The 23537-nt window shown below is 36.4% G+C and carries 18 protein-coding genes; 3 read left to right on the top strand and 15 right to left on the bottom strand.

Going from position 1 to position 23537, the window contains the following annotated elements:
* The 9 genes from K1I41_RS06160 to K1I41_RS06120 form a co-directional block, all read right to left on the bottom strand.
* Positions 1–1968, bottom strand: coding sequence for a DUF3858 domain-containing protein (locus tag K1I41_RS06160; protein WP_220639505.1), 1968 nt, complete (start codon positions 1966–1968; stop codon positions 1–3).
* An 18-nt stretch (positions 1969–1986) separates the two neighbouring features.
* Positions 1987–4005 (bottom strand): DUF3858 domain-containing protein, encoded by a 2019-nt coding sequence (locus tag K1I41_RS06155; protein ID WP_220639504.1) that lies wholly within the window; start codon positions 4003–4005, stop codon positions 1987–1989.
* Positions 4006–6021 carry a DUF3858 domain-containing protein gene (locus K1I41_RS06150; RefSeq protein ID WP_220639503.1) on the bottom strand — a complete coding sequence of 672 codons (2016 nt, stop codon included), beginning with the start codon at positions 6019–6021 and terminating at the stop codon, positions 4006–4008.
* A gap of 24 nt (positions 6022–6045) precedes the next feature.
* Positions 6046–7944, bottom strand: coding sequence for a DUF3858 domain-containing protein (locus K1I41_RS06145; RefSeq protein WP_220639502.1), 1899 nt, complete (start codon positions 7942–7944; stop codon positions 6046–6048).
* Between the two features lie 47 nt (positions 7945–7991).
* A complete protein-coding gene (gene dtd / locus K1I41_RS06140; protein WP_220639501.1) occupies positions 7992–8444 on the bottom strand; it encodes a D-aminoacyl-tRNA deacylase in 453 nt (150 codons plus the stop codon).
* Entirely contained in the window at positions 8445–9410 is a 966-nt protein-coding gene (gene rsgA, locus K1I41_RS06135) for a ribosome small subunit-dependent GTPase A (protein WP_220639500.1), read from the bottom strand.
* A 48-nt stretch (positions 9411–9458) separates the two neighbouring features.
* Positions 9459–10544 (bottom strand): bifunctional 3-deoxy-7-phosphoheptulonate synthase/chorismate mutase type II, encoded by a 1086-nt coding sequence (locus K1I41_RS06130; RefSeq protein WP_220639499.1) that lies wholly within the window; start codon positions 10542–10544, stop codon positions 9459–9461.
* 252 nt (positions 10545–10796) lie between these two features.
* Positions 10797–11444 (bottom strand): hypothetical protein, encoded by a 648-nt coding sequence (locus K1I41_RS06125; RefSeq protein ID WP_220639498.1) that lies wholly within the window; start codon positions 11442–11444, stop codon positions 10797–10799.
* 250 nt (positions 11445–11694) lie between these two features.
* The gene (locus K1I41_RS06120; protein WP_220639497.1) at positions 11695–12630 is read right to left on the bottom strand and encodes a Na/Pi cotransporter family protein; all 936 of its coding nucleotides are present in this window, start codon (positions 12628–12630) and stop codon (positions 11695–11697) included.
* Positions 12631–12809: 179 nt separating this feature from the next.
* On the opposite strand from K1I41_RS06120, the gene gldA reads away from it, so the two are divergent.
* Positions 12810–13712, top strand: coding sequence for a gliding motility-associated ABC transporter ATP-binding subunit GldA (gene gldA, locus K1I41_RS06115; protein ID WP_220639496.1), 903 nt, complete (start codon positions 12810–12812; stop codon positions 13710–13712).
* On the opposite strand, the gene K1I41_RS06110 is transcribed toward gldA, so the two are convergent.
* Together K1I41_RS06110 and K1I41_RS06105 are read right to left on the bottom strand one after the other, a co-directional pair.
* Positions 13709–14464, bottom strand: coding sequence for a head GIN domain-containing protein (locus K1I41_RS06110; protein ID WP_220639495.1), 756 nt, complete (start codon positions 14462–14464; stop codon positions 13709–13711). The two genes, gldA and K1I41_RS06110, sit on opposite strands and share 4 nt — an antisense overlap.
* A gap of 4 nt (positions 14465–14468) precedes the next feature.
* Positions 14469–15566 (bottom strand): acyloxyacyl hydrolase, encoded by a 1098-nt coding sequence (locus K1I41_RS06105; protein ID WP_220639494.1) that lies wholly within the window; start codon positions 15564–15566, stop codon positions 14469–14471.
* Positions 15567–15700: 134 nt separating this feature from the next.
* Between K1I41_RS06105 and K1I41_RS06100 the strand changes: the two genes are divergently transcribed.
* Positions 15701–16714 (top strand): hypothetical protein, encoded by a 1014-nt coding sequence (locus K1I41_RS06100; protein ID WP_220639493.1) that lies wholly within the window; start codon positions 15701–15703, stop codon positions 16712–16714.
* On the opposite strand, the gene K1I41_RS06095 is transcribed toward K1I41_RS06100, so the two are convergent.
* Complete coding sequence (locus K1I41_RS06095; protein ID WP_220639492.1) at positions 16711–17238, bottom strand: hypothetical protein; 528 nt, start codon at positions 17236–17238, stop codon at positions 16711–16713. The two genes, K1I41_RS06100 and K1I41_RS06095, sit on opposite strands and share 4 nt — an antisense overlap.
* A gap of 105 nt (positions 17239–17343) precedes the next feature.
* Positions 17344–17787, bottom strand: coding sequence for an OsmC family protein (locus K1I41_RS06090; protein ID WP_220639491.1), 444 nt, complete (start codon positions 17785–17787; stop codon positions 17344–17346).
* Between the two features lie 644 nt (positions 17788–18431).
* Here K1I41_RS06090 and metK point away from each other — a divergent pair.
* Positions 18432–19682 (top strand): methionine adenosyltransferase, encoded by a 1251-nt coding sequence (metK, locus tag K1I41_RS06085; protein ID WP_220639490.1) that lies wholly within the window; start codon positions 18432–18434, stop codon positions 19680–19682.
* Between the two features lie 68 nt (positions 19683–19750).
* On the opposite strand, the gene K1I41_RS06080 is transcribed toward metK, so the two are convergent.
* Positions 19751–22504 carry a TonB-dependent receptor gene (locus K1I41_RS06080; RefSeq protein WP_220639489.1) on the bottom strand — a complete coding sequence of 918 codons (2754 nt, stop codon included), beginning with the start codon at positions 22502–22504 and terminating at the stop codon, positions 19751–19753.
* A 56-nt stretch (positions 22505–22560) separates the two neighbouring features.
* Positions 22561–23454, bottom strand: coding sequence for a GLPGLI family protein (locus K1I41_RS06075; protein ID WP_220639488.1), 894 nt, complete (start codon positions 23452–23454; stop codon positions 22561–22563).
* Positions 23455–23537 lie beyond the last annotated feature (83 nt).

Genomic DNA, 23537 nt, shown 5'->3' with positions numbered 1-23537 from the left:
CTATATTTTTTTGAGTACTATTTTTTCGTTTTGCTTTTTAATCATATCACTAAAAAACACTTTTAATTTTTGGTAGTGTTTAGGCTGAATACTCGCGGTATTTATACCATAAAGTACTACTATTTGTATTTGCCTCCCTTTTTGTGCTACATTAAAATTAAAGGTACAAATCCCGTCTTCCAAAACCAATCTTGCCGATTCGGGTAAGGTTTCCAGTATATAGCCATCGGGTATGGTAATACTTATACTGAACCTGTCGCTACGCGGATAGCCAAAGTCTATAGGGTAAACCCGATTTTCTTCTGTAAAAGGGTTTTCGGTAACGGTATAAAATAGCATGGGCGATAGGTATATTTTATTGCCAATTACATCGGTAGCCATAGTACTTTCAAACGAAAAGCGTTCTACCACAGGGTTTGCATATTCTTCTTTACCCGTAAGTTTATAATCAAACAGTTCTATGTTATTTAAGTTAGTTTCAATTTCAGCAATACGGGTATCTTCATTTTCTGCAAGATGCGTTCTTCTAAACCTATAGGCATTATATTTAGCGTATTGTTTTCGGGCTTGCCCTGTAATATTGCCATCGGCACTTAGGTTGGCTACTACAGTAATATTATCTGTAGAGGTTACAGTGGGTACTAGCGATACTTGCTTGGTTTCGTATTCGTTTTTAATCATCCTGCCATAACCGTTTAATGCTCGTATAGGAAGTAGTCCAGGTGGTGACTCTTTGCTGGTAGCATCCAATAGTGTTAACCTACCAATACTCTCTAGCCCTACCACTACGTAATTGTACGATTGTAAACTCTGGAATGTTGCAATACCATTGGAGCGTGTACTTAACAAAACGGGGTAGGCATTATAGCCTGCATACCGTAGCATTGCAACTAGCATTAAGTTAATTTCGCCTACGTTGCCTGTTTTATTTTCGTATGCGTATTCTGTGCCCATAATACAATCGTAACCATAACTTTCATTCCACGTCATTCTGTTTTTAACATAGTTGTATATGGCTGTTAGTTTATTGTCGCCAACATTATCTGTAGCGAATAAACTATCTATATCTTTTTTAAAATATTCTGTATGCCTTAGTTGTCCACCAAATGTAACGTCATTTTCCAGTAGCATTGCTATGGAAGACCAATTGGTAGCATACTCTCTTTTCAATCCTCTTAGGGATTTGTAACCCGAAAGTTCGTGTTTAACAAAAGGAAGGTAATTTAAAATGTTATCTACATAGGATTCTTCTTTATACGGAGGAACATTCTCTGCTTTATAAAACTTAGCTGTTTCGGAATAAACTGTTGTATAAATGCCAAAACTTATTTCTTTTTTTCGAGTATCGCGCTCTTCAGCTATGTTTGCACCCGACTGATTGAGGATTCGGTTGTACACCAAAAACTGGGGTAACCAAACATCGTACGCTATGGTTTTGGCAGGAATATCGTATTGAAAATACCAAGCGGGTAATAATCCTATACGCGGCGATTTTATAATGTATTTGTATTCTATTACTGAGCCTTCTTTTATATTAGGCATCACTAATTTTTTTACCTTGCTCCTTTCGGTTATTTCTTCTATAAATATACCTTCCTCCTCCAGCTTTGTTTTCTCAATGTTACCGCCTAAAATATTATATGTGTATGCATCTGAAATTACCACTTCTTCCTGTATGCTATTCCAATCGTAGTATGGAATCTGAATTGTAGCACTATCATACCCTAATTTGTTGTAAATTTTTAGGCGTACCACTACCTCGGTAATCGTAATCCATCCCATAGCAGAGCGTACCTCAAAGGTAGTAGTTCCTTTTTTGTAGAGTATTGCAGCGGCAGCATCAGGGTACTGCGGATGGGCTTTTTCGTGTAGCTCGTCCGCAGTAACTGCTCCTAATTTAAATTCCTGAGCAATACCTATGGTACTATACAGTAGCAGTAGGTATGGTAATAGGATTTTAAGATGCATTTGCTATTTGTAAAATAGTTATTGTTTTTTAAGTACTATTTTTTCGTTTTGCTTTTTAATCATATCATTATAAAATACTTTTAATTCCTTGTAAGAATCCGAAGCTAACATGGCTACATTAATACTTTTAACTGTTGTTATTTGTATTTGATTTGCTTTTTGTGTTACCGTTAAATTAAAAACGCAAATATTACCATCCATAGCTATGGTTGCTGTTTCGGGTAACGACTCTACGGTATAGCCTTCGGGTACGGTTATACTAATATTGTAACGTTGTTGGCGTGGGTATTTAAAATCGATAGGATAGGCACGCTCATCTTGCTTAAACGGATTTTCGGTGGTAGTGTAAAACAACATTGGTGACAGGTATATTTTATCGCCAATTACATCTACTCCTGTGTTGCCTTTAAACGAAAAACGCTCTACGGCTGGCTTATCCAGTTTTTCGGCATTGGTAACTTTATAATCTGATAATATTATATTCCCAAATTCATTTTCTGTTTTGGCAATATGCGTATCCTGATTTCTGCTCGAATATTTATTTCTAAAATCATAAGCACTGTAATCCGTATATTGCTTGCGTACCTGACCTTGAATACTACCATCGGTATTTATAGTTGCCATTACAATAGCACTTTCTAACGATGTTTTTTCGGGAGCAAGATACACTTCTTCCGATGAAAGATTTTCGCGTATTACTCTACCTGTTCCGTTTAAGGCACGTGTTGGCAGTAATCCTGGAACTCCATTTTTTGATGTAGCGTCGAGCAACTTAATACCATTTTGCGACTCTAGACCTGCTACTACATAATTAAATTCTGTTTGGTTAACAAACGACACATGTCCGTTACTACGTGTGCTTAACAGCACAGGATTGGCATTTAGCCCCGCATAACGCAACATAGCAACCAACATTAAGTTAATTTCGGCTACGTTACCCGTTTTTGCGTTGTACGCCTTGCGCACGCCTTGCTCACACTCGTAACCGTACTTTTCGTTAAATGTCATTCTGTCCTTAACGTAGTTGTATACAATGTTTACCAACTCGGTTGTAGTAGGATTTTTTTCGCCTACAAGTTTGCGTAAATCTTCTTCAAAATACTCTTTTTGCTCTAACTGTGTACCAAAATTTTGGTCAGAATAAATCAATCTTACAACGCCATCCCAATCCGAAGCATAATTCTTTTCTTTTTGGTTTGGAAATTTCGTTTTAGCCAATTCGTGCTTTACAAACGAAAGGTAGTTTTTAATATTATCTACGTAATCTTCCCCTTTTAAAGCGGGTACATTTTCGGCAGTATAGTTTTTTATAATTTCGTAAAAACTTACACTACCTACTTCGTTTTTAAGTACCGAGCTTGTTCTGCCATACGCACCCTTAGTATACTTACTGTTGTGTACTTTGGTTGCTCGTTCTGTATCTTCCTCTTCCTTAATTGGTATGTATGGGCTTAGTATTCTGTTATAGGTAAAGTACTGTGGTATACGAATTTCGTAATCAATATTATTTACAGGTACTTCCATCTGAAAATACCATGTAGGGATATGGCGTATAAAAGGCGACTGTATCTCGTAAGTATACTCTATAACAGAGCCTTCTTTTACAGCAGGAAGGACTATTTTTTTAATTTTCCAATTATCGTCTTGCTTCTCTTCAAATTCACTTTCATTTTTAAGTTTGGTTTTTTCTACTTTACCCCCCTCCAAATTGTAGGTAGCGGCACTCAAAAAACTTACTTTTTCCTTTTCTAAGCCTTTTTCGTAATAAGGTACCGCTACAGTAGCCAAATAATACCCATCGGTAGTATAAATTTTAGCTTTTACGGCTACTTGGGTTATAATTATCCAGTTACCCGAGTTATCAAAATCAAAATAGGTTATTCCTTTTTTTTGCAAGATGGCTGCTGGTGCCGACGGATCGGTTTTATGCTGCTCTTCTTGGAGTTCTTTAGTGGTAACTTTATCTAGCTTAACCTTTTGTGCAAAAGTGTTTACTGATACTAAAACGATAATAAATAGTGTGATTATAGTTCTCATTTAACTCTTTTTAGCAATAATAATCTTTTCATTTTCTTTTTCAATCATTTTATGAAAGAAATCTTTTAATGTGGGATAAAATTCTTTAGGTATTGATGCATAGTTGATTTGCAGCACGGAACGCACCATTATTTTATTACCATTGGCAATAACGTTGTAACTAAATGTACCAATATTTTGTTCCATTGCGATAGAAACACCAGTAGGTACAGTTTCTACAGTATACCCTTCGGGAATGGTTATACTAATCATGTACTTATCTTCGCGCGGATAAATGAAGTCTACAGGATACTCGCGTTCTTCTTGTTTAAACGGGCTTTCGCTATGGGTTAGAAATAGCATTGGACTGATATAAATTTTATCGCCAATTACATCGGTATTGCTACCGCTATGTGTAAACGAATATTTTTCTGAAATGGGTTTTGTAAAGTTTTTTACATTTTTAGACTCGTACTCTTCAATTGCAATTCCTTCGTAATTCTCCTCTATACGCTCAATTGTGCTTTTTTCAGTAAGATTACCATAACGTTCTCTAAAAGAATATGCATCGTAATCGCGGTATTGTTTTTTAACTTGTCCTTCTAACTTTCCTTGGGCATCCATGGTAGCTAAAATTGTATTGGACTCTGAGGATGGTTTTGTTGGGATAAGTGCTATTGATTCTGATTTACCATCCTTTTTTATTAGTCTGCCCGTCCAATTAATGGCTCTAAAGGGCAATACGTTTACGGCAGCCGATTTTGAAGTAGCATCAAGCAATACTGTTTCGTCATTTATTTTTACTGCTACAATAACGTAGTTAAATGCTTCTCGGTTTGGGAATAAAGCAATTTTGTTAGAACGGGTTGTTACCAATACAGGGTTAGCATCTAACCCGGCATAACGTAACATTGATGTTAGCATTAGGTTTATATCGGCTATATTACCTACTTTGCTTTTGTACGCTTTTCGTACCCCTTCTTGACAGGAATAACCGTTATAATCGTTCCAATTCATTCTGTCTCGAACGTAAAAATACAATGCGTCCATTTTTTGTTTGTGGCTTGATAATCCTGATAGTAGGGCATCAACATCCTCCTCAAAATAGCCTGTTTTTTTAAGTTCAGTTCCAAAGTTACTGTTATCGTATATGGATTTTGCAACGTCTTCCCATGTGCCAGCTACCGATTTTATGGGTTGGTTGGGGTATTTTATTACCGTAATTTCATGCTCCACACTACTCCTGTAATTGTCTATATTATTTACAAAAGCCTCCGATTTCATGGCAGGTAGGTTTTCGAACTCGTAACGCGTAACAATTTCCTGATAATTGGATTTACTGTTATTAAATGTAGTAACCTGATTTTCGTTTCGTTGTTTGTTTGTAAAATTAATAGTTTTGGTATTGCTTTCCTTAGTTACTTTGGGCGTGTGATAGCCTCTGAAATTAGGAGTATACACAAAGTACTCTGGTATTTTGGTAGCATACCTAGAGTGGTTTACTGGTATACTTTCCTGAAAACGCCACTCGGGAAAGGAATGGATTAAAGGTGATGTTATTTTATAATGATATTCTACTATACTACCCTCCTTTACTTCGGGCATTACAATTTTTCTGAGTTTCCAATATGGGTTTGGCTCTTCTGTAAACTCGCCCTCACTTCTTAACTTGGTGCGTTTTACTTTACCATTTACAAGATTATAGGTATAGGCTTTAGATATATCTACTTTCTCTTTGTTTTGCCCGTGGTGGTAGTAGGGTATTGTTTTATTAGCCCAATTGTATCCATCTTTATTGTATATTTTTATTTTCATGGATACTTCGGTAATAAGGTTAAAACCATCTCCATTAAAATAAACCATATAGGTTTCGGCATCACTAAACAAAATGGCTGCTGGAGCATCTTTATCTGTTGGGTGACTGGTTTCGGACAATTCTTCTTTAGTAACCTCACCTAATTCGTATTCGTACTGTTGCGCTTGCACAGTAGTGTAACTTATAATAACAAATAATAGGGTTAGTAATCTGGTACTCATAATAATTTGGTTTGGGGTTTTGTTTTAATTTTTAACGAGTACCGCTTTGGCATTATCGTTACGTGCTATTTTCTCTCTAAAAAGTCGGTAGTTATTATATTCGGTACTATCGTAAAGTCCGCTATTAATAATTATAGAGCGTTTGTATACCATTGTGGTTGGGTTTGTTAAGATATAGGTTGCTTTATACTCGCCGAATTTGTTGGTAATAGTAACATCGTTTGGTTTTGCCTCTACAGTAAAACCTTCTGGCAATTGTATGGTTATTTCATCTTCATCATAAAAACCTGTTGGTATTTCTAAAGGTGTCTTTCTTGTTCTGTAGCGTTGCGGCACGCTAGAGGTTTGGTTGAATGCGTTTACGGCAAATATTATTCTGTTGCCTGTTTTATTGCCGTATCCATTCGCCTCAATAGTAATATCTTCTACAATTTTTTTAGCATCAGTATCATTTTTAATGCTTGTTTCTTTTAATTTGATATCGTTAATATTATCAAATCTGTTTTTATAGATTCGTTCCATATCACTAGGCGAAGTTGTTTCGTACGCATATTTATCGTCATACTGTAGCCCTTCCGATACTATTTTTATGTGTCCCGTAATAGCACCATCTTCGGCTATACTATATTGCCCTTTAGAAAATTGCACATTATTTTTGGCATTATACACGTGTGTGCGTACTACACAACTTTTTTCTGGTTTAACCAAAAGTGCCATTCTATCATCAGTAAAATCACCCTGAAAACCAAAGGGTAATTGCTGGCTGGTACATTCCAACCAAACCAATTCTTCATTATCGGGTATTGCTAATATAACATGGTTACCCTGCATAGAAACAAAATCTTCTTTAATGTCTCTGGAGCTTCTGTCGCCATAAATAACAGCATAATATGCCTCTACACCCGCAGCATTTAAAAGTGCGCGTGTATAGTTGGTTAGCGCTTTACAATCGCCATAACCAAGCCTATCAACATCTTCTGCCAACATGGGTTTCCAACCGCCAATACCCAGTTGTATACTTATGTAACGGGTTTTGTTTTGCATGTACTTGTATACCATTTTGGCTTTCTCCATAGGGTCATCAGTAACCGATGTAAGCTTTTGTATCTTGGTAACTGTTTCCTCAGGGAGTTCGTCTGTACCTGTTAGCAAATTATTGTACATCCATGTACCAAACGATTCCCAAGTTGTAGCATCGCCCTCTACCCCTTCCAGATTAAAGGTTTGGAGCCCAAAGAGTACACTAGGGAATATTTTATGTGATGATGGCGCATAGTCCTCATACCTGTAGGCGGTAAGGTTTTCTGCTGTTAGGGTAAGTGTATTGTCTGCTTGGTTCGTTTGCAAAACGCCTTCGTCAAAATTATAGGCTTTGTACTTAAAACCCAAGTCAGGGTCAGACGTTATACTCATGGTAGCTTTCTCGGTACTGGCATAGTAACCATCCAGAGGCGACCAACTCGGTATAAATGCCGTGTTAGAGGTTTCTGTTTCGCTAGTGTATACTACCGTAAACGGATATTTTATAGGTGTATAATCAAGATACAACAGCCTGTTACTTGTTATTATAGAACCTTCGGAGATAGAACGCTCTCTAAAATCTTTCTTCTTTATTTTTTTTATTTCTTTACCAAAAGCATCATAAATTAATGCTTGCATGGATTTGATACGCGTTGATTTACTGAAAAGTTCAGCAGCATTAATATAGCGCATCCCATACTCGTTAAGGACAGTAACTATCCTTTTGGTTTTGATGTTCATTGATTTTTTTGAGGAAATTGTAATTGTTTTTTCCTCCAAACGTATAACTGCGTTGGCGTTTTGTTTTAATGTATCGGGAAGTGTTAAGGCCGATACATTATCCTGAGCACTAGTATTTTGGTATAGTAATAATAGGAGTAGTGCCGAAATTCTTAAAAGCATATTGAAAATTTTGGCAAAAGTAATGGAATTTAAAGCAATAGAAAATTTTATTCCTTTATTTTACTATCTATTAATATAGTAACAGGCCCGTTGTTTACCAAGGTAACTTTCATATCAGCACCAAATTGTCCTGTTTGGACTTTCTTGCCCAAATTCAGTTCCATTGTTTTTATGAAACTTTCGTACAACGGAATAGCAACATCGGGGCGTGCTGCTTTTATATACGACGGTCGATTCCCTTTTTTAGTGGCTGCATGAAGTGTAAACTGACTAACCACAATAATATCGCCTCCTACATCCTGAATTGAGCAATTCATAATGCCATCTTCATCTCCAAATATTCTGAGTTTTGCTATTTTGGCGGTAAGCCAATCAATATCGTTTTGGCTATCGGCTTCTTCAATACCTAATAAAATTAGTAGTCCGTTACCTATTTCAGCAACTTTATTATTACCTATAATTACCGATGCTTCGGTTACGCGTTGTAATACTACCCTCATTTATTGGTCGTTATTTTTGCCATCGCCATAAATATCAGTACGATAGTTTTCGTCGTCACCCTCCAATATTTGTATGTAACTACGGTAGCGCGACCATGCTATTTCATCTTCGTCTAGCGCATCTTTTACAGCACAATAAGGTTCTTCTTTATGCAGGCAGTTGTTAAACTTACATTGATCTTTTATGGCAAAAAACTCTGGAAAGTAATCGCCAAGTTCATCCTTTTCCATATCAACAACTCCAAAACCTCTAATACCTGGTGTGTCTATAATTTTAGCATCAAAATCCAAATCGTACATCTCGGCAAAAGTGGTAGTATGTTGCCCTTGGCTATGTTGCTCTGAAATTGCTTTTGTTTTTAAACTTAACGAGGGTTGCAATGCATTAACCAGCGTAGATTTACCTACACCTGAATGCCCCGAAAACATGCTTACCTTACCTTTCATGGCTTCTTTAAGTTTCTCGATTCCTTTCCCTTCTGTAGAGGATACTTTTAGGCACGTATAGCCAATGCGACTGTAAATGTATTGTAGGTACAGTTGTTCATCTTCGGCTGCGCTATCAAAAGTATCTATTTTATTAAATACGAGTATGGCATTAATACCATAGGCTTCGGCAGTAACCAAAAAACGGTCGATAAAACTTGTTGTTGTGGGTGGGTTATCAATAGTTACAAGTAAAAACAGGGTATCGATGTTGGAGGCAATAATGTGTACCTGCTTGGATAGGTTTACCGATTTACGAATAATGTAATTTTTACGCTCGTGTATGTTGGTAATAACAGCATCTACATCATCGCCCGTTGCTTCAATTTTAAAATCGACAATATCGCCTACCGCAACAGGATTGGTACTTCTAATTCCTTTTATGCGAAATTTACCTTTTATACGGCATTCGTAAAAAGTACCGTTGTTGGCTTTTACCGTATACCAACTGCCTGTAGATTTGTAAACAAGTCCTGTCATAAGGGCAAATATAAGGACTTTGAGCCATTACGTAGTCTGTATCGTGAATTAGTCGGCATTGAATATTTTTTCTTGATGCTCTATACTCTCTTGGTGTATCGCCCTAAACAATCGGTCAATAAAATCTTCGGTAAGCCCTTGCGCTAACCCCATACTGTGCATACGCTGCCTAACCTCGTTCCAACGTTTGTTTTGTAGTACTACTACGTTGTTCTCTTTTTTAAGTGCGCCAATATCTTCGGCTATTAGCATGCGTTTGCCTAGTGCTTCCATCATTTTAGCATCATAACCATCAATACGCAAACGTAAACTTTGCAGCTTTGTATTAAACGCATCGTTTTCGTTTGTTTTTTCCCGTACTACTAAGTTATCTAATATCTGTTTTAGCGCAGTTGGAGTAACTTGTTGGGCAGCATCACTCCAAGCTTTATCGGGATTGTTATGCGTTTCTATCATTAACCCATCAAAATTCAAGTCAAGGGCTTGTTGCGATACTTGCTGTATCATATCGCGTTGTCCTGTAATGTGCGACGGATCGCAAATAATAGGCAAATCAGGAAAACGGTCGTGCAACTCAATCGGAATTTGCCATTCGGGTATGTTACGGTATTTGGTTTTTTCGTAGGTAGAAAAACCTCTGTGTACTACACCCAGTTTTCGTATTCCTGCATTGTAAATACGCTCTACACCGCCAAGCCACAAAGCAAGGTCAGGGTTTACGGGGTTTTTAACTAAAACTATCTTATCGCTACCCTCTAACGCATCGGCTATTTCTTGCACTGCAAAAGGGTTTACGGTAGTACGTGCTCCTATCCAAAGAACATCGATATCATGCTCTAAAGCTAATTTTACGTGGCTGGCATTGGCAACCTCAACCGCCATTAACAAGCCTGTTTCGGCTTTTGCTTTTTGCAACCAACCCAACCCAATAGCACCAACGCCTTCAAAATTACCCGGTCGGGTACGGGGTTTCCATATCCCAGCACGGAATATGCTTGCATCAGATGCTTTTAATTGCCTTGCAATATCCAATACTTGCTCTTCTGTTTCGGCACTGCAAGGTCCTGCTATTACTAATGGATGCGACAACTTTAAGTCGTCCAGCCATTGCCTCATTTCACTGTTATTTTCCATCTGCTCCGTTATACTACAAATTTAATGCTTTTGTACCGCATAGTAAAGTAAAACAAGCTATGTTACGTTTTTATTTTTTGAGAAAAAGCAATTTGTTAACGCCCTTTTTTAAAGGAATGCCTATAGTATGGGCATGGGTGGTTACGTAGTTTTGTATTTAACTTTGTGTATACATTGCTAAACTGAAAACCAATAAATTTTGAGAAGCGGTACTAATAAACCGCTATTTATAGCTATTATTAGCCATTGTTTTTATATTTCGGACTCTATTTGACTGTTTACTACAAATTTTCTGGATGCTTCGCCTTCTTCAAGGCTGTATAGTATCTGCCTAATTTTATTGGTTTTAATTCCATTCTCGTAAACTGGAAATTTTTGTCCCAAATAATTTTCAACTACCGAAAATTCATCTTGTCCGTTATAACCTTGATTAATTTTTGTGTTTTGATCAGTGGGCTGAAAATATACGGTACTCATCGATTTTTTATTGTTAACGGAAAAAGCATAAACGTGTCCTTTGCTGTTGCTTTTATCTAGTGTGTAAACAAACAACTCTGGCGAACCATCGGAGTTAAGGTCTGCAACTTCTGCACTAGTTACAACTTGATTCTGAATATTAAAAACCTCTCCGTACTCGTACGGAAGCCCATCGGTAGAAACAGCTAATTGGTTTGACCCGTCTTTGGTATTAGTAGAAACGTCGAAATTCACGTTTTGCAATTCCAAAACTTCATGAAATTGTGTTATTTCCAATTTTTCAACTGGATTTTGTTCTACTGTTTCTTCTTCTTGTTCTACTTGTTCTTGTTCTTCAAATTTATTTTTGTTTTCCGATTTGCAGCTCGTTATAGTTATTGATACTGTTACAAATGCGATTAGGATAGTTTTTATGCGTTTCATATTTTTTATTGGAATTAATGACTATTAGGATGCGTAACAAAAGTCCTAATTATTTTTATTACTGCTTTTTTAAAGCTAAAGCAATTTTAACTAAAATCAAAAGTACTCAAAAACTTTTAATACCCGTTTAAATAATGCGCATACAGCTTTTTGGGTTTTAGTTTTACAAAAACACATAATAGCATTATACATTACCATAAATTTCGTAAAAAAAATAACATGTTATATTAAAAACTCAACTTTCTGAATGTTAATCTTTGTCGGGCAATAAACTGTTTAACAGCTTTTCGAACAGGGGTACAAACCAAACAAATAGTAGTACGCCACCAATATTAAAAATCATGTGGGCATTAGCTACCATGTTTCCAATATTATCACTACTCCCTATTTGGGTTACTAATTGGTTTAGAGGTTCAAAAAGTAATAACCCAATTATTATAGAAAGTATGTTAAATATAAGATGAAACAACCCTGTTTTTAATGCTTGCCTGTTACTTTTTATGGTAGCCAAAAGCGTGTCGCTACACGTGCCCAGTTCTGCGCCAAGCATTATGGCAATACCACCCGATAACCCGAGCATACCCTTTTTTGCTAGTATTATTGCCATACCCATAGTAGCGGAGGAGGATTGTACCACTAAGGTAGTAATAGCACCCACCAAAGCACCATAAATAGGCGACTCTACATTTTCCATTAGTGTTGCAAAGTAAGCCTCATCCCGTAATGGTTCTACCGCCTTTTCCATAGTAAATAATCCGAAAAACAATACACCAAAGTATAATACGATTTTTCCAGTACTGCTTAGTTTTTTAGATTTTGATATGAATAAAAGTAAAAACCCAATTAACAACAATACTGGCGAATACTGCCCCACATCCATAGCTATTATTTGGCTGCTTACAGTTGTGCCAATGTTTGCACCCATAACAATACCCATAGCCTGTCTAAAGTTTAATACTTTGGAGTTTATAAGTATAATGGTAATAATAATTACTGCCGATGAGGAATCGACTATAGTAGTAACAATTGCGCCTGTGAGTATGCCCGAAAACACATTTGAGGTAAAGCGCGACAGCCACTTTTTTACATTATCGCCTACAACATCCAATATGGTTTCGGATAAACTGAAAACAGCATACAAAAACAGCACAAGCCCAGCAACGATAGACAATATAATTTCAGTCATGTATAAGATTATTAAGGATTCAACATCTCATACATTCAAAAGTACTACCTGCAAAACAGAACTGTATTAAGCTAGTATTAAAACACAATATGGTAATAATACTAAATAAATATCATTACGCGTTGTAATGGCTCCCTTGAAACTATTTTTTCTTATTACTTTTGTTCAAAATCAATACTATGTCAATAGCGGTTAAAGATATTTCTAAAAGTTATGGTACGCAGCAAGCACTCGATGCTGTTTCGTTTACGATTAATAAGGGTGAAATTGTTGGTTTTTTGGGTCCGAATGGAGCAGGAAAATCGACTTTAATGAAGATATTAACCACTTACTTGAGTTCCGACTCAGGTACTGCATTGGTAAACAATAGTGATGTAGCCTTGCAACCCAAAGCGGTGCAGCAAGCTATAGGATATTTACCCGAACATAATCCGTTATATCTGGATTTGTATGTACGTGAGTATTTAAGTTTTAATGCCGATGTATACAAAGTAGCTAAAAACCGTATTGAGGAAGTAATAGCACTAACGGGTTTAACACCTGAGGCGAATAAAAAAATTGGACAACTCTCTAAAGGATACCGCCAACGGGTAGGGCTTGCTACAGCATTGTTACATGACCCCGAAGTATTAATATTGGACGAGCCTACTACGGGGCTTGACCCCAACCAGCTTGTAGAAATTCGTGAATTAATTAAAAATATTGGTAAGGACAAAACAGTATTTTTATCTACGCATATTATGCAAGAGGTAGAAGCTATTTGTGATAGGGTTATTATTATTAATAAGGGTAAAGTGGTTACCGACCGAAAATTGAGCAGCCTGCGAGACGGCGATAGTCAAATAATTGAAGTTGGTTTTGATTACAGAATAGAAGAACCTCTTATAGCAACCATTCCGCATTTGGTATCGTATAAAAATACGTTTGATTTTACGTGGGAGCTTACTTTTAGTACCGATAAGGATATGCGCCCTGCAATATTTGATTTTGCACACGATAACGGACTAAAAATACTACAACTTAACCAAAAGAATAAAAATTTAGAGGCGTTGTTTAGAGAGTTAACAACCTCAGAAGATTAATCTACATCGTACACCAAACGCCCTGTATAAAGTTGCTCGATGCTAACTACAGGAGGCTCATTTTTAAGTACTACATTCCCCGTAGAATAAATGGTGCCTCTTATTTCCTGCTGTGGGTTTACAATAATATCGTTAGTACTGCGCTGAAAAACCTCTATGTTTTGCGCCACGAGTTGGCTTGCCTCAAAACGGGCATCGCCATCGTATAATTTTATGTTTAGGTTATTTACTGTTCCTTTTAACTCGTAGTAGGTCGATTGGTCGTCTTCAATTAAAAGATTATCAACCGCCAAATCCAGTTCGAACGTACCCGATGCTGTTTCGCTAAACAAGCCCGATTGTAGGGTTAACGACGGAAATGTTAGTACCCCATTTGATTTTACAGCAAATTGCGATGCTGAATATATCTTCTCTAAATTAGGTGTGGCAATATATACTGTGGTAGTGTTGTAATCGCGTGTCCAATTACAATTATTGGCATTGGTAAGCAGTAGTTCGCCATCAGTTACCTCCGCTTTAATATATTCGGTAAGGTTTTCGCCTGTGTGTACGGTAACGCGTTGGGGTCTACCCTCTGTTATTACCAACTCGATACCTGGCGAAGTATGAATGTTGGTAAAATCTGGCACAGCAATATCATACGTAACAGCATTACCCGCTGTACGGAAACATTCGGGTGCCGAGCTGCTATCGCAAGCCATTAAAAGCTGTAATACAATTATAATTATTGTAAGTCGGTTTAATAGTTTCATAATGCTATAATCTTACCCCCATGCTAAATTCCAAAGCTTCGGCTTTGGCACCGTGTGTTTTTAATGCTATACCACCAAATAGTTTTTTACTAAAATAATATTTCATTCCTACACGCTGGTACATACTCCCTGTCGATTTAAACGGTTCGTACACATATACACCCGCCTGCCCTTCTACCGATAATCGGTTAATAAACAATTCGTATCCTATAAATGTTCCTACTTTTCGGTAATCGGTATCGGCATCTACATTTTCCTCTGGGAATGCTACCGATTTAAATTTTATGTATTCTTCCAGATATTTCGCCCAAAAAACATCAACCCCTAACTGGAATGCGCTTTTTCTGCTAATACGTTTATCCGCGTAAAACGATAATGCGTAATACGGGTATTGTCCGCTGCCAATTACATCACTTTCGTTCAGCCCACCTCTAACGGCTATGTTATACTTTATAGGCTCGGTATACCGAACAGTATCTTTTTGTTGTAGGATATATACATTCGTTTCATCGCGCTTAAACGTATAGATAACGCCCACATTTACGGCAAAGGTGTTGGTACTGGTATTGGGCGATTTCATACTAGCATTACTATGATGAATGAACGATAAGCCTGCTTGTACTCCTAACCCTTGCCAAATATCGGGTTTAGCATAATTGAGCATAAAATAAGTAGTAGGCATTATGCTTGCACCGTAAGCGTAATTCCTAAAATTAGTTTCCTTATCGTAGGGGTTAGTATTATAGGCTATACCCTGCCCTATACGAAACATTAAGTTTCGTTTAAAAAAGTAAAAGTTATAATGTCCGTACAGTCCGTACATTTCGCCTAACGATTGGTTTTTCATGTCCTGATAATGAAACGACACTCCGTAATCGGGGTAATTGTATGCCGATTCCCATGCTTTTTTACCAAAGGTTTTTCGGTTAAAACTCAAAATTATACCTTCGGGATGGTGGGTAATAAGGTGCTGTATGGATTTACGATGCGGTACTATGTTACCGTAAAAGTAATTGGCATCAATAGTATAACTGCCTTCAGCTTTTTGCTGAGCCAATACAAATGTGGGTAATAGCAGTAGTAGGTATATAAAATGCCGCATTAATAATGTTAATGCGACAAATATAGTAGAATTTAGCTTATTTAATTCAAAACATACACAAAGTAAAACACCTATAAAAAAAGATACAAATTAAATTCTAATAATTATATTTATCTAACTCTAATAATTACTATATGAATATCGATAAAGCATTAGCTAAAGCATTTCAGGATTGCAAATCAAATGGTATTAATTCTATAAATACTTGCTTTTACCCCAATTGTAGTGAGAAATCGATAAATTCACATATTCTACAAAAAAATGGTATTATATCTTCAATAGCAGAAAATAGTCATGTGATGGAAATGCAGATTAGCAAATTCAAAGAAGAAGAACATTTTTTCAAAAGAACTGGAATAAATATAGCATTTTCTTTTCCTTGTTTTTGTAACAAACACGATACAGAGTTATTTGAATTAATTGAAACTAAGGAAATAGATTTTTCTGACTATAAAAGTTGTTTGCTTTTCACTTTGAGAACTATTTACAATGAAAAATATAGAAAGTTAGTCAACGTCTCTATGAATAGATGTCTAATTGAAAACCATTCTGATTTATACGATGAGGAAGTTTTAAAAATTTCATTAGATCAAGAAAAAATGGGTATAAGTGATATTGAAAAAACTGAAAGATTAATATGGGATGATTTAAATAATGGAACTGAATCTTTCGTATTTCAAACTAGGAAAATATCAAAAAAAGAAATATGCTTATCATCATTCTATAATTATGAAACCACAACCGAAATGGAGGAATATTTGAAAAAATATGGAACCCAAAAAGAAGATGTGATAGATGTTTTTATAAACTTATTCCCTTATAAAAATGATTCAATACTGATGATGGCTTATAAGAAAAAAGATGAAGTCATAGTAAAAAAATATGTAAATGATTTTTTTGCTGTTAATGAAAAAAGATTAGAAAGAAAAATAACCAACCTCCTTATGTTCCTATGTGAAACATGGATAATATCACAATCTTTATACAAAAAAAGAATAGAGGGTAATGATGCTTTCTTTGGAGAGGCTGCTGAATTTTCATACAGAAATATGGATGAGAGGAGATTCTTCGATATCAATATTTTCAGGGATAATTTTTGTTCTAAATTTAAAATATGGAGAAAAAATTTTATAACACTTAAGTTTTAATTTATACTTATTGGTCTTTGCTTTTCAGCGATTTCAACTATCGCCTCATACAACTCTTCTATTGCTAATACCTTACTACGCATTGTATTTACAAAAGTATATTCTACCTTGTGTGTTTCGGCTAAAAATCGAATGCCTTTCTCAAAGCTATCGGGTAAAAATTGTAGGGTTTCATTTATTGATACTAGGTTAAACCCATTCCGAATAAAATCCAGATAAGCCGCTGCAAGTTGGGTGCTGGCAGTAGCATCTACAATTACAACATTTTCCAGTTTATTTTCCATAATATACAGCATAACATCGTCCAGCTTAAACGGTACGCCAAACTGAATAAAATTAGCTTCCCAAGAAAAGTTAGCACCTTCTTTTTCAAAAAAAGCAACGGTAGCATTGGTTATTATGGGTACTCTAATATCTATTTTAGCGTCTAAAATCAAATCTTTTCGTTCTCGTAGTATTTTATTAATTAAAGCACTACCTATAGTACCTATACCAAACAGGATAACATTTATTTTATGGTTCATAACAATCTCTTTTTTTTATTACTTAAAAGAGACTGCCTTTGGTTGCCCAAAGGCAGCTCTCCTAAATAAACAAACAAACAAAAACAACTTATAAATTCAACTAACTTAGTTGTAAGCAAACTCTTTAAACAACAATAAATCTACTGGGGTATTATTTACCAGTGTGTGGTAGGCGGGGCTACGTTGTTGTACCTCATCCAACCAATTTTTTAAAACCGCCAACGGTACGGCTGCCTGTGGCTTTAATTTTATTTCGATACGGCTAAAGCCTGGTTTAGCAGTATTAACGCCATCTTGTTGGTTTAGGTTGCCCGTAATTTCTATTTGCAAAGAGCGTAGGGTTATCCCCTGCTCTTGTGCAACAATTTGCCCCAATGCATTAATACAGCCTGCAAAGCCTGCCAGTATGTATTCGTAGGGGTTGGGTCCTTCCAATTCTGGGTATTGCGTGTTTTGGTTAATCCTTAAATCGGTATTAAGGGTTTTTACAACAAATTGTTTGTTGTTACTGGTGTAGCCAAGTACATTTATGGGTTGTGCAGCATTCATAATATAGTATTTTGTGTTGATTACGATTAATAAAAAAAGGCTCTTTTGGAAGTGTTACCAAAAGAGCCTGAACATGAATTATAAACTAAATATCAAATTGTTCTTTGCTTTGGCAACAGGGCATACAACCAGTGCATCCATGTTTTTAACATGGTTGTATTGGATTTTTTTGATATGTATATAAAATACGATTGCATTGCTGTAGGTATATTACCAATTATATTGCATAAAAAAAGCCCTCCTAATTATTGGGAGGGCTTTGTGTATATATTTATCTGGAAATTTAATATAAACCAATAGCAGCCTCCCTGTGGATGTTCCACATGGTGTAAGAAGAATGCTTTTTGATTATGAATTTCATTTTTATCCTTTTTTGTTGAAACAAATCTCTGAACTATTTTACTACCAAACAAGAAAAATTTTAAACTTTAACACTATAACCTTTTCGTTACAGATGCTAATAAAATACTAAAACGCCAATGGTACTTTTTTTATTTGCGATAGGTTTTATACATTTGTTGCACAAATTACGAGGAAAGATTTGTACTGATTGCAACCTCACTAAAAAATGCTAAAGCAGGATACTCTCCCCCTTTAGCTTACAAGTTGCACACCACTTTCCTCTACTAACTTTAAATTAATTTATGGCATATTTATTTACGTCAGAATCAGTGAGCGAAGGGCATCCTGATAAAATAGCTGACCAGATTTCCGATGCGTTAATCGATAATTTTTTAGCTTTCGATCCTGATTCGAAAGTAGCTTGCGAAACTTTAGTAACTACAGGACAGGTAATACTGGCAGGCGAAGTAAAATCGGAAACTTACCTTGATGTACAACAAATAACACGAGAGGTTATACATAAAATTGGTTATACCAAAAGTGAATATATGTTTGATGCAAGCTCGTGCGGTGTACTATCGGCAATACACGAACAATCTAAAGATATCAATCAGGGAGTTGACCGAAAAAGCAAAGAAGAGCAAGGTGCAGGCGACCAAGGAATGATGTTTGGTTATGCTACCAACGAAACGGAAGATTATATGCCGTTGGCATTAAACTTATCGCACAAATTGTTACAAGAACTTGCTGCTTTGCGCAGAGAGAACAACGAAATTACGTACCTGCGCCCTGATGCTAAAAGCCAGGTAACGCTAGAGTACGACGATAATAACAAACCAATACGTATTGATGCTATTGTAATTTCTACACAGCATGACGATTTTGCTGACGAGGCTACAATGCTAGCCAAAATAGAAAGGGATATTAAAGAAATCCTTATTCCGCGTATTATAAAAAACAATCCGCAATACGCACATTTGTTTAACGATGCTATTAACTACCATATTAACCCAACGGGTATTTTTGTAATTGGCGGACCACATGGCGATACAGGGCTTACAGGACGTAAAATTATTGTAGATACCTACGGTGGTAAAGGTGCACATGGTGGTGGTGCTTTTTCGGGTAAAGACCCTAGTAAGGTTGACCGAAGTGCTGCTTATGCCACACGCCACATTGCCAAAAACTTGGTTGCTGCTGGGGTTGCCAACGAAATATTGGTACAAGTATCGTACGCTATTGGTGTGGCTAAACCTATGGGTATTTTTATTGATACGTATGGTAGTAGCAAAGTAAGCCTAACCAATGGGGAAATTGCTAAAAAAGTAGAATCTATTTTTGATATGCGCCCTTATTTTATAGAGCAGCGTTTAAAATTAAGAAATCCTATTTATAGCGAAACGGCTGCCTACGGACACATGGGACGCAAACCCGAAACGGTTACCAAAACGTTTACAGCACCCAGTGGAGAGCAAAAAACAATGGATGTTGAATTGTTTACTTGGGAAAAGTTAGATTATGTAGATGAGGTTAAAAAAGCCTTTGGATTATAATACCGTATTAAAAAAGCCTATCTTGTTTGGATAGGCTTTTTTAATGATACACAGAATTAATTGAGGTTTTACAAATTATACCTAACCGTAAATAACAAATAGCGGGGTTGTACCGTATAACGCGATGTATAGGTAGAGAACTGATTAAAACTATCGTCGTTAAGTGATGTAGTGTTTAACAGGTTGGTACCGCTTACTTTAAACTCCCAATGGCTATCTTTTTGGCGGTACATTATATCGGCATTTAAAAAGTCGTATTCGTTATCCGATGTACCATCGCTATTGTAGTAGTGATTGTACTCATAATCAACCCTAACGGTAAAGGCATCCCAAAAGAAATAATTTAGGTTCGCAAAAGGGCTTTCGGTGTAAAACTTACTATCAGCATAATCGTTAACACTATAACCATACCCTACCTCTATGTTAGGAACTTCTTGATAGTTTGTAGAAAAACTTGCTCTGTAATTTTGGGTAAACTGCTCGTTAACCTGCCTAGTAGCATTTTCAATCGTTGCAGGTTCAGTTGTGCTTATATCATCATTCCTAAAGTTATTAAACTTGCTCCAGCTTACGTTAGCATTAACACCTGCTTTGTAAAAACGGGCAAAACTCCTGTTATACCCAGCCGAAGCTATTAAATTCTCATCAGCAAATGGAGAATTTGCCAATGTACCTACCTGATTAATACCAGCAAACGATGACAAGCTTTTTATAGCATCGGTTTGGTGCGTATATGTAACATTACCGTATAACTGCGTAAAATTGAACATATCGTACCTAAAATAGGTTAGTGAGTGGTTTTGATACAATCCATTATCCAACTCTGGATTACCCTGAAATAAGGATTTATAATTTCGTAATACCAGCCCTCTGGCAAAATCGGAGGCATCCGTAAAGTTTGCTGTCATGGTATAGTTATAAATTAAACGTTCCATTTTTTTAATCTGAAACTGTACAAAAACATCGGGTAGTACCGTTACAAAATCATTGCTTGTTTTAGTACCCAATTGCTCGTTGTAAGTAGTATAATTGTGGAGTGTTACACCTGGGTTAAACTCAAATTTACCCTTTATAAAGCGGTAGTGCACTCCTAAAAAAGTATCGTTAAATACATAGTTAACATCATTATCGGTAGTATCGTTCATATCGTTTGTGGTACCATCGTCTAACAACTGAAACATGGATGTATTGTAGTTTTGATACGAATAAGTATTACCCAGCGTAATATTTAGGCTACTTTTAGGGGTAACCATGTAATAGTAGTCCAGTTTTGCATCGAGCTTATTAGTGGTTACAAAACTGTTTTGGGTAATATTGTAACGATTAGCGGGTAATAGCCCCAACGACAGTGAAGGGTCGGTTCCTGCAACATCAGGAAATGGGTTGTTACCTAAATTGGCACTGTACAAAGGGTCTTCGTCCTGATACAAGTGTTGCGCTTCGAAAGCAAAAATATTATCATCGTTAAGTGTATAATATAAGTTTATGTTTTGGTTGAATGAGAAAGGTTGCTGCTCTTTATCGGTAAAAACATCCTGACTCTGTTCTGTTTCGGGAGTAACGGTAGATAATAATGAATTGGCTTCGTCTTGGTTGGATGTTTTTAATAAAAAATCGTAATCAAATTGTAGGTTTTGATTGGGCTTGTAGGTAGAACTCATTTTTACAAGAGCGAATTGGTTGCGTTGTAATGCTGTTTCCTCTACATCCTGTATGGTTTCAGGTTCGCCCGTTTCTGTATCTAACAATACCGTACGGTTTATGGTTTCCATCTCGGTATCACTTGAGTTGATAATGGCAAAACCACTCAATGTTAGCGTTTCGGTTGGGTTATAACTAAAGTTGGCTGCTCCAAATTTGGTTTCTATCTCCTTAGCTCTGTTATTCCGCATTAACGACAAGCCAAGACTATTGGAACTTATATTTAATGATGTTCCGCCCCGCTGCATTATATTACGAAAGCCTCCCGTAAGTTTAAAATAGTCTTGCGTAGTAAGTGGTAATTCTCCTGTGTTGTTTAGGTTACCAATAAAGTTTAGCGTGTATTTTGGATTATAATAAAATATTTTTGGGGCTACTACATAACGCTCACCATCGCCCTCGCCGCCGCCAGCGTTTATGTTACCAAACCAAAAGTTTTTCATGCCATCTTTTAGTTTTATATTCATAGCAAGGTTATCTTCGTTATTCTGTACCCCACGCAATTGGTCTACCTCACTATAATTTCGGAGTACTTCTACTTTACTTACAGCATCGGCAGGTATGTTTTGTACGCCAAGCTTAGTGTCGCCATCAAAAAAGTCTTTGCCCTCTACCATTAGCTTGCCTACTTTTTTGCCTTCTACCTCTACTTCGCCATCGTCGTTTACTTCAACACCAGGTAATTTTTTAAGCACGTCTTCCAGCTTACGCTCAGAGCCATTGGTAAACGAATCGGCGTTGTACACTATTGTATCCCCTTTTATACTCACGGGCATTTCGTGTACTATCTCTAACTCCTCTAACTCAACCCCCTCGGCAAGTACAACATCTTTAGTACTATCTTCCTTACCTGTAGTAAACTCTTCTTCAAAAGTGGTATAACCAATGTAACTGACTTTAATAATATAGGTGGTATTGGCTTTTAAGGATAGTTGATATTTACCCGCATCGTTTGTTATTGCGTAGGCTTCCATGGCATTGGTTTCTTTATCTATAGCCATTACGTTTGCCATTTCTAGGTTAATACCATCAGGGTCTTTAATTACACCTTGTAGCCGTATATTTTGTGCAAAAGTTATTGCCGAAAACAGCAACAAAAAGGGTATAAAAAATCGGATCATGTAGCGTTTGTGTTACAAGAGTTATGTATTCGGATGTGTATAAATTAGGGTAAATATTAGCCACCGATGCGCATGCCTGAGCGCCCTTTGCCTGAACCACCGTACATTTGTTGTAGTTCTTGCATTTTTTTAAGCATAATTTCTTCAAACTCGGCTTGTGTAACTTTTTTACCTTTTTTGGGTGCCTTTATATCCTTTTTATCTTTTACATTAAGCACTACTTTGGAGCATAACATTGTAGTTTTCCCATCAGATACTTCTAGTATTAAACCTGGTAAACCCCAATAGTTTTCGGGTCCTTGGCTAACGGGTATTTCGGGTGCATACCAAGCGGTTATAGTTTTATCTTTTGGTGCCTCTACCATATCCATAAAGTTGGTTTTACCCAACTCCTCATCTGTTTTGTCTTTTAGCTTTTCCTCCACTCCTTCTTTGGGACGATAATTCATCATGTTCGATTTGTCTACAGGTACCAATGCCGTTGCTTTGTAGCACGTATAGTTTCCTATTTTTCGGCTTTCCCCTTCCATCTTCCAAACTATTTTTGGCAACGTATCCGAAACTAGAAATTCTTTACCAAAAATCTCTTTTTCAATAAGTAGTGTTTTATCTTTTATGTTTTTATAGTGTTTGCCTTGACCGCCCGTAACGGCAGACATCATCATCTTCATCATGCCATTACCCTGATTGGGTCCGTCTAATTTTTCTTCCTCTTGGTATACCGATTCTGTTGCGTTAAAATTTAGTATAAATGTTTTTTCAAGCATCTTTTTCACACGCTCTTCTATCATCTTTTTTATTTCAGGGGTCATTTCCTTTCCTCCTCGCATTTTCATCATATCATCGCCAATGCTGGTTTTGGATTCGTATACTGCCATACCCTGAAAATCCTGAGCGTATAACGTTATATTGCTTAAAAAAACTAGTAGTAAAAAGGTAATCTTATTCATAATGGTATTGTTTTTATACTGTTTAGACTATTGAAAAGCGATTTAGTTACATTGATTTTTAATAAAAATGCTCCTTTAAGTTA

The organism is Flavobacterium litorale (assembly GCF_019613795.1).
GTDB classification, from domain to species: domain Bacteria; phylum Bacteroidota; class Bacteroidia; order Flavobacteriales; family Flavobacteriaceae; genus Flavobacterium; species Flavobacterium litorale.
This window is presented reverse-complemented; position numbering and strand designations above follow the sequence as displayed.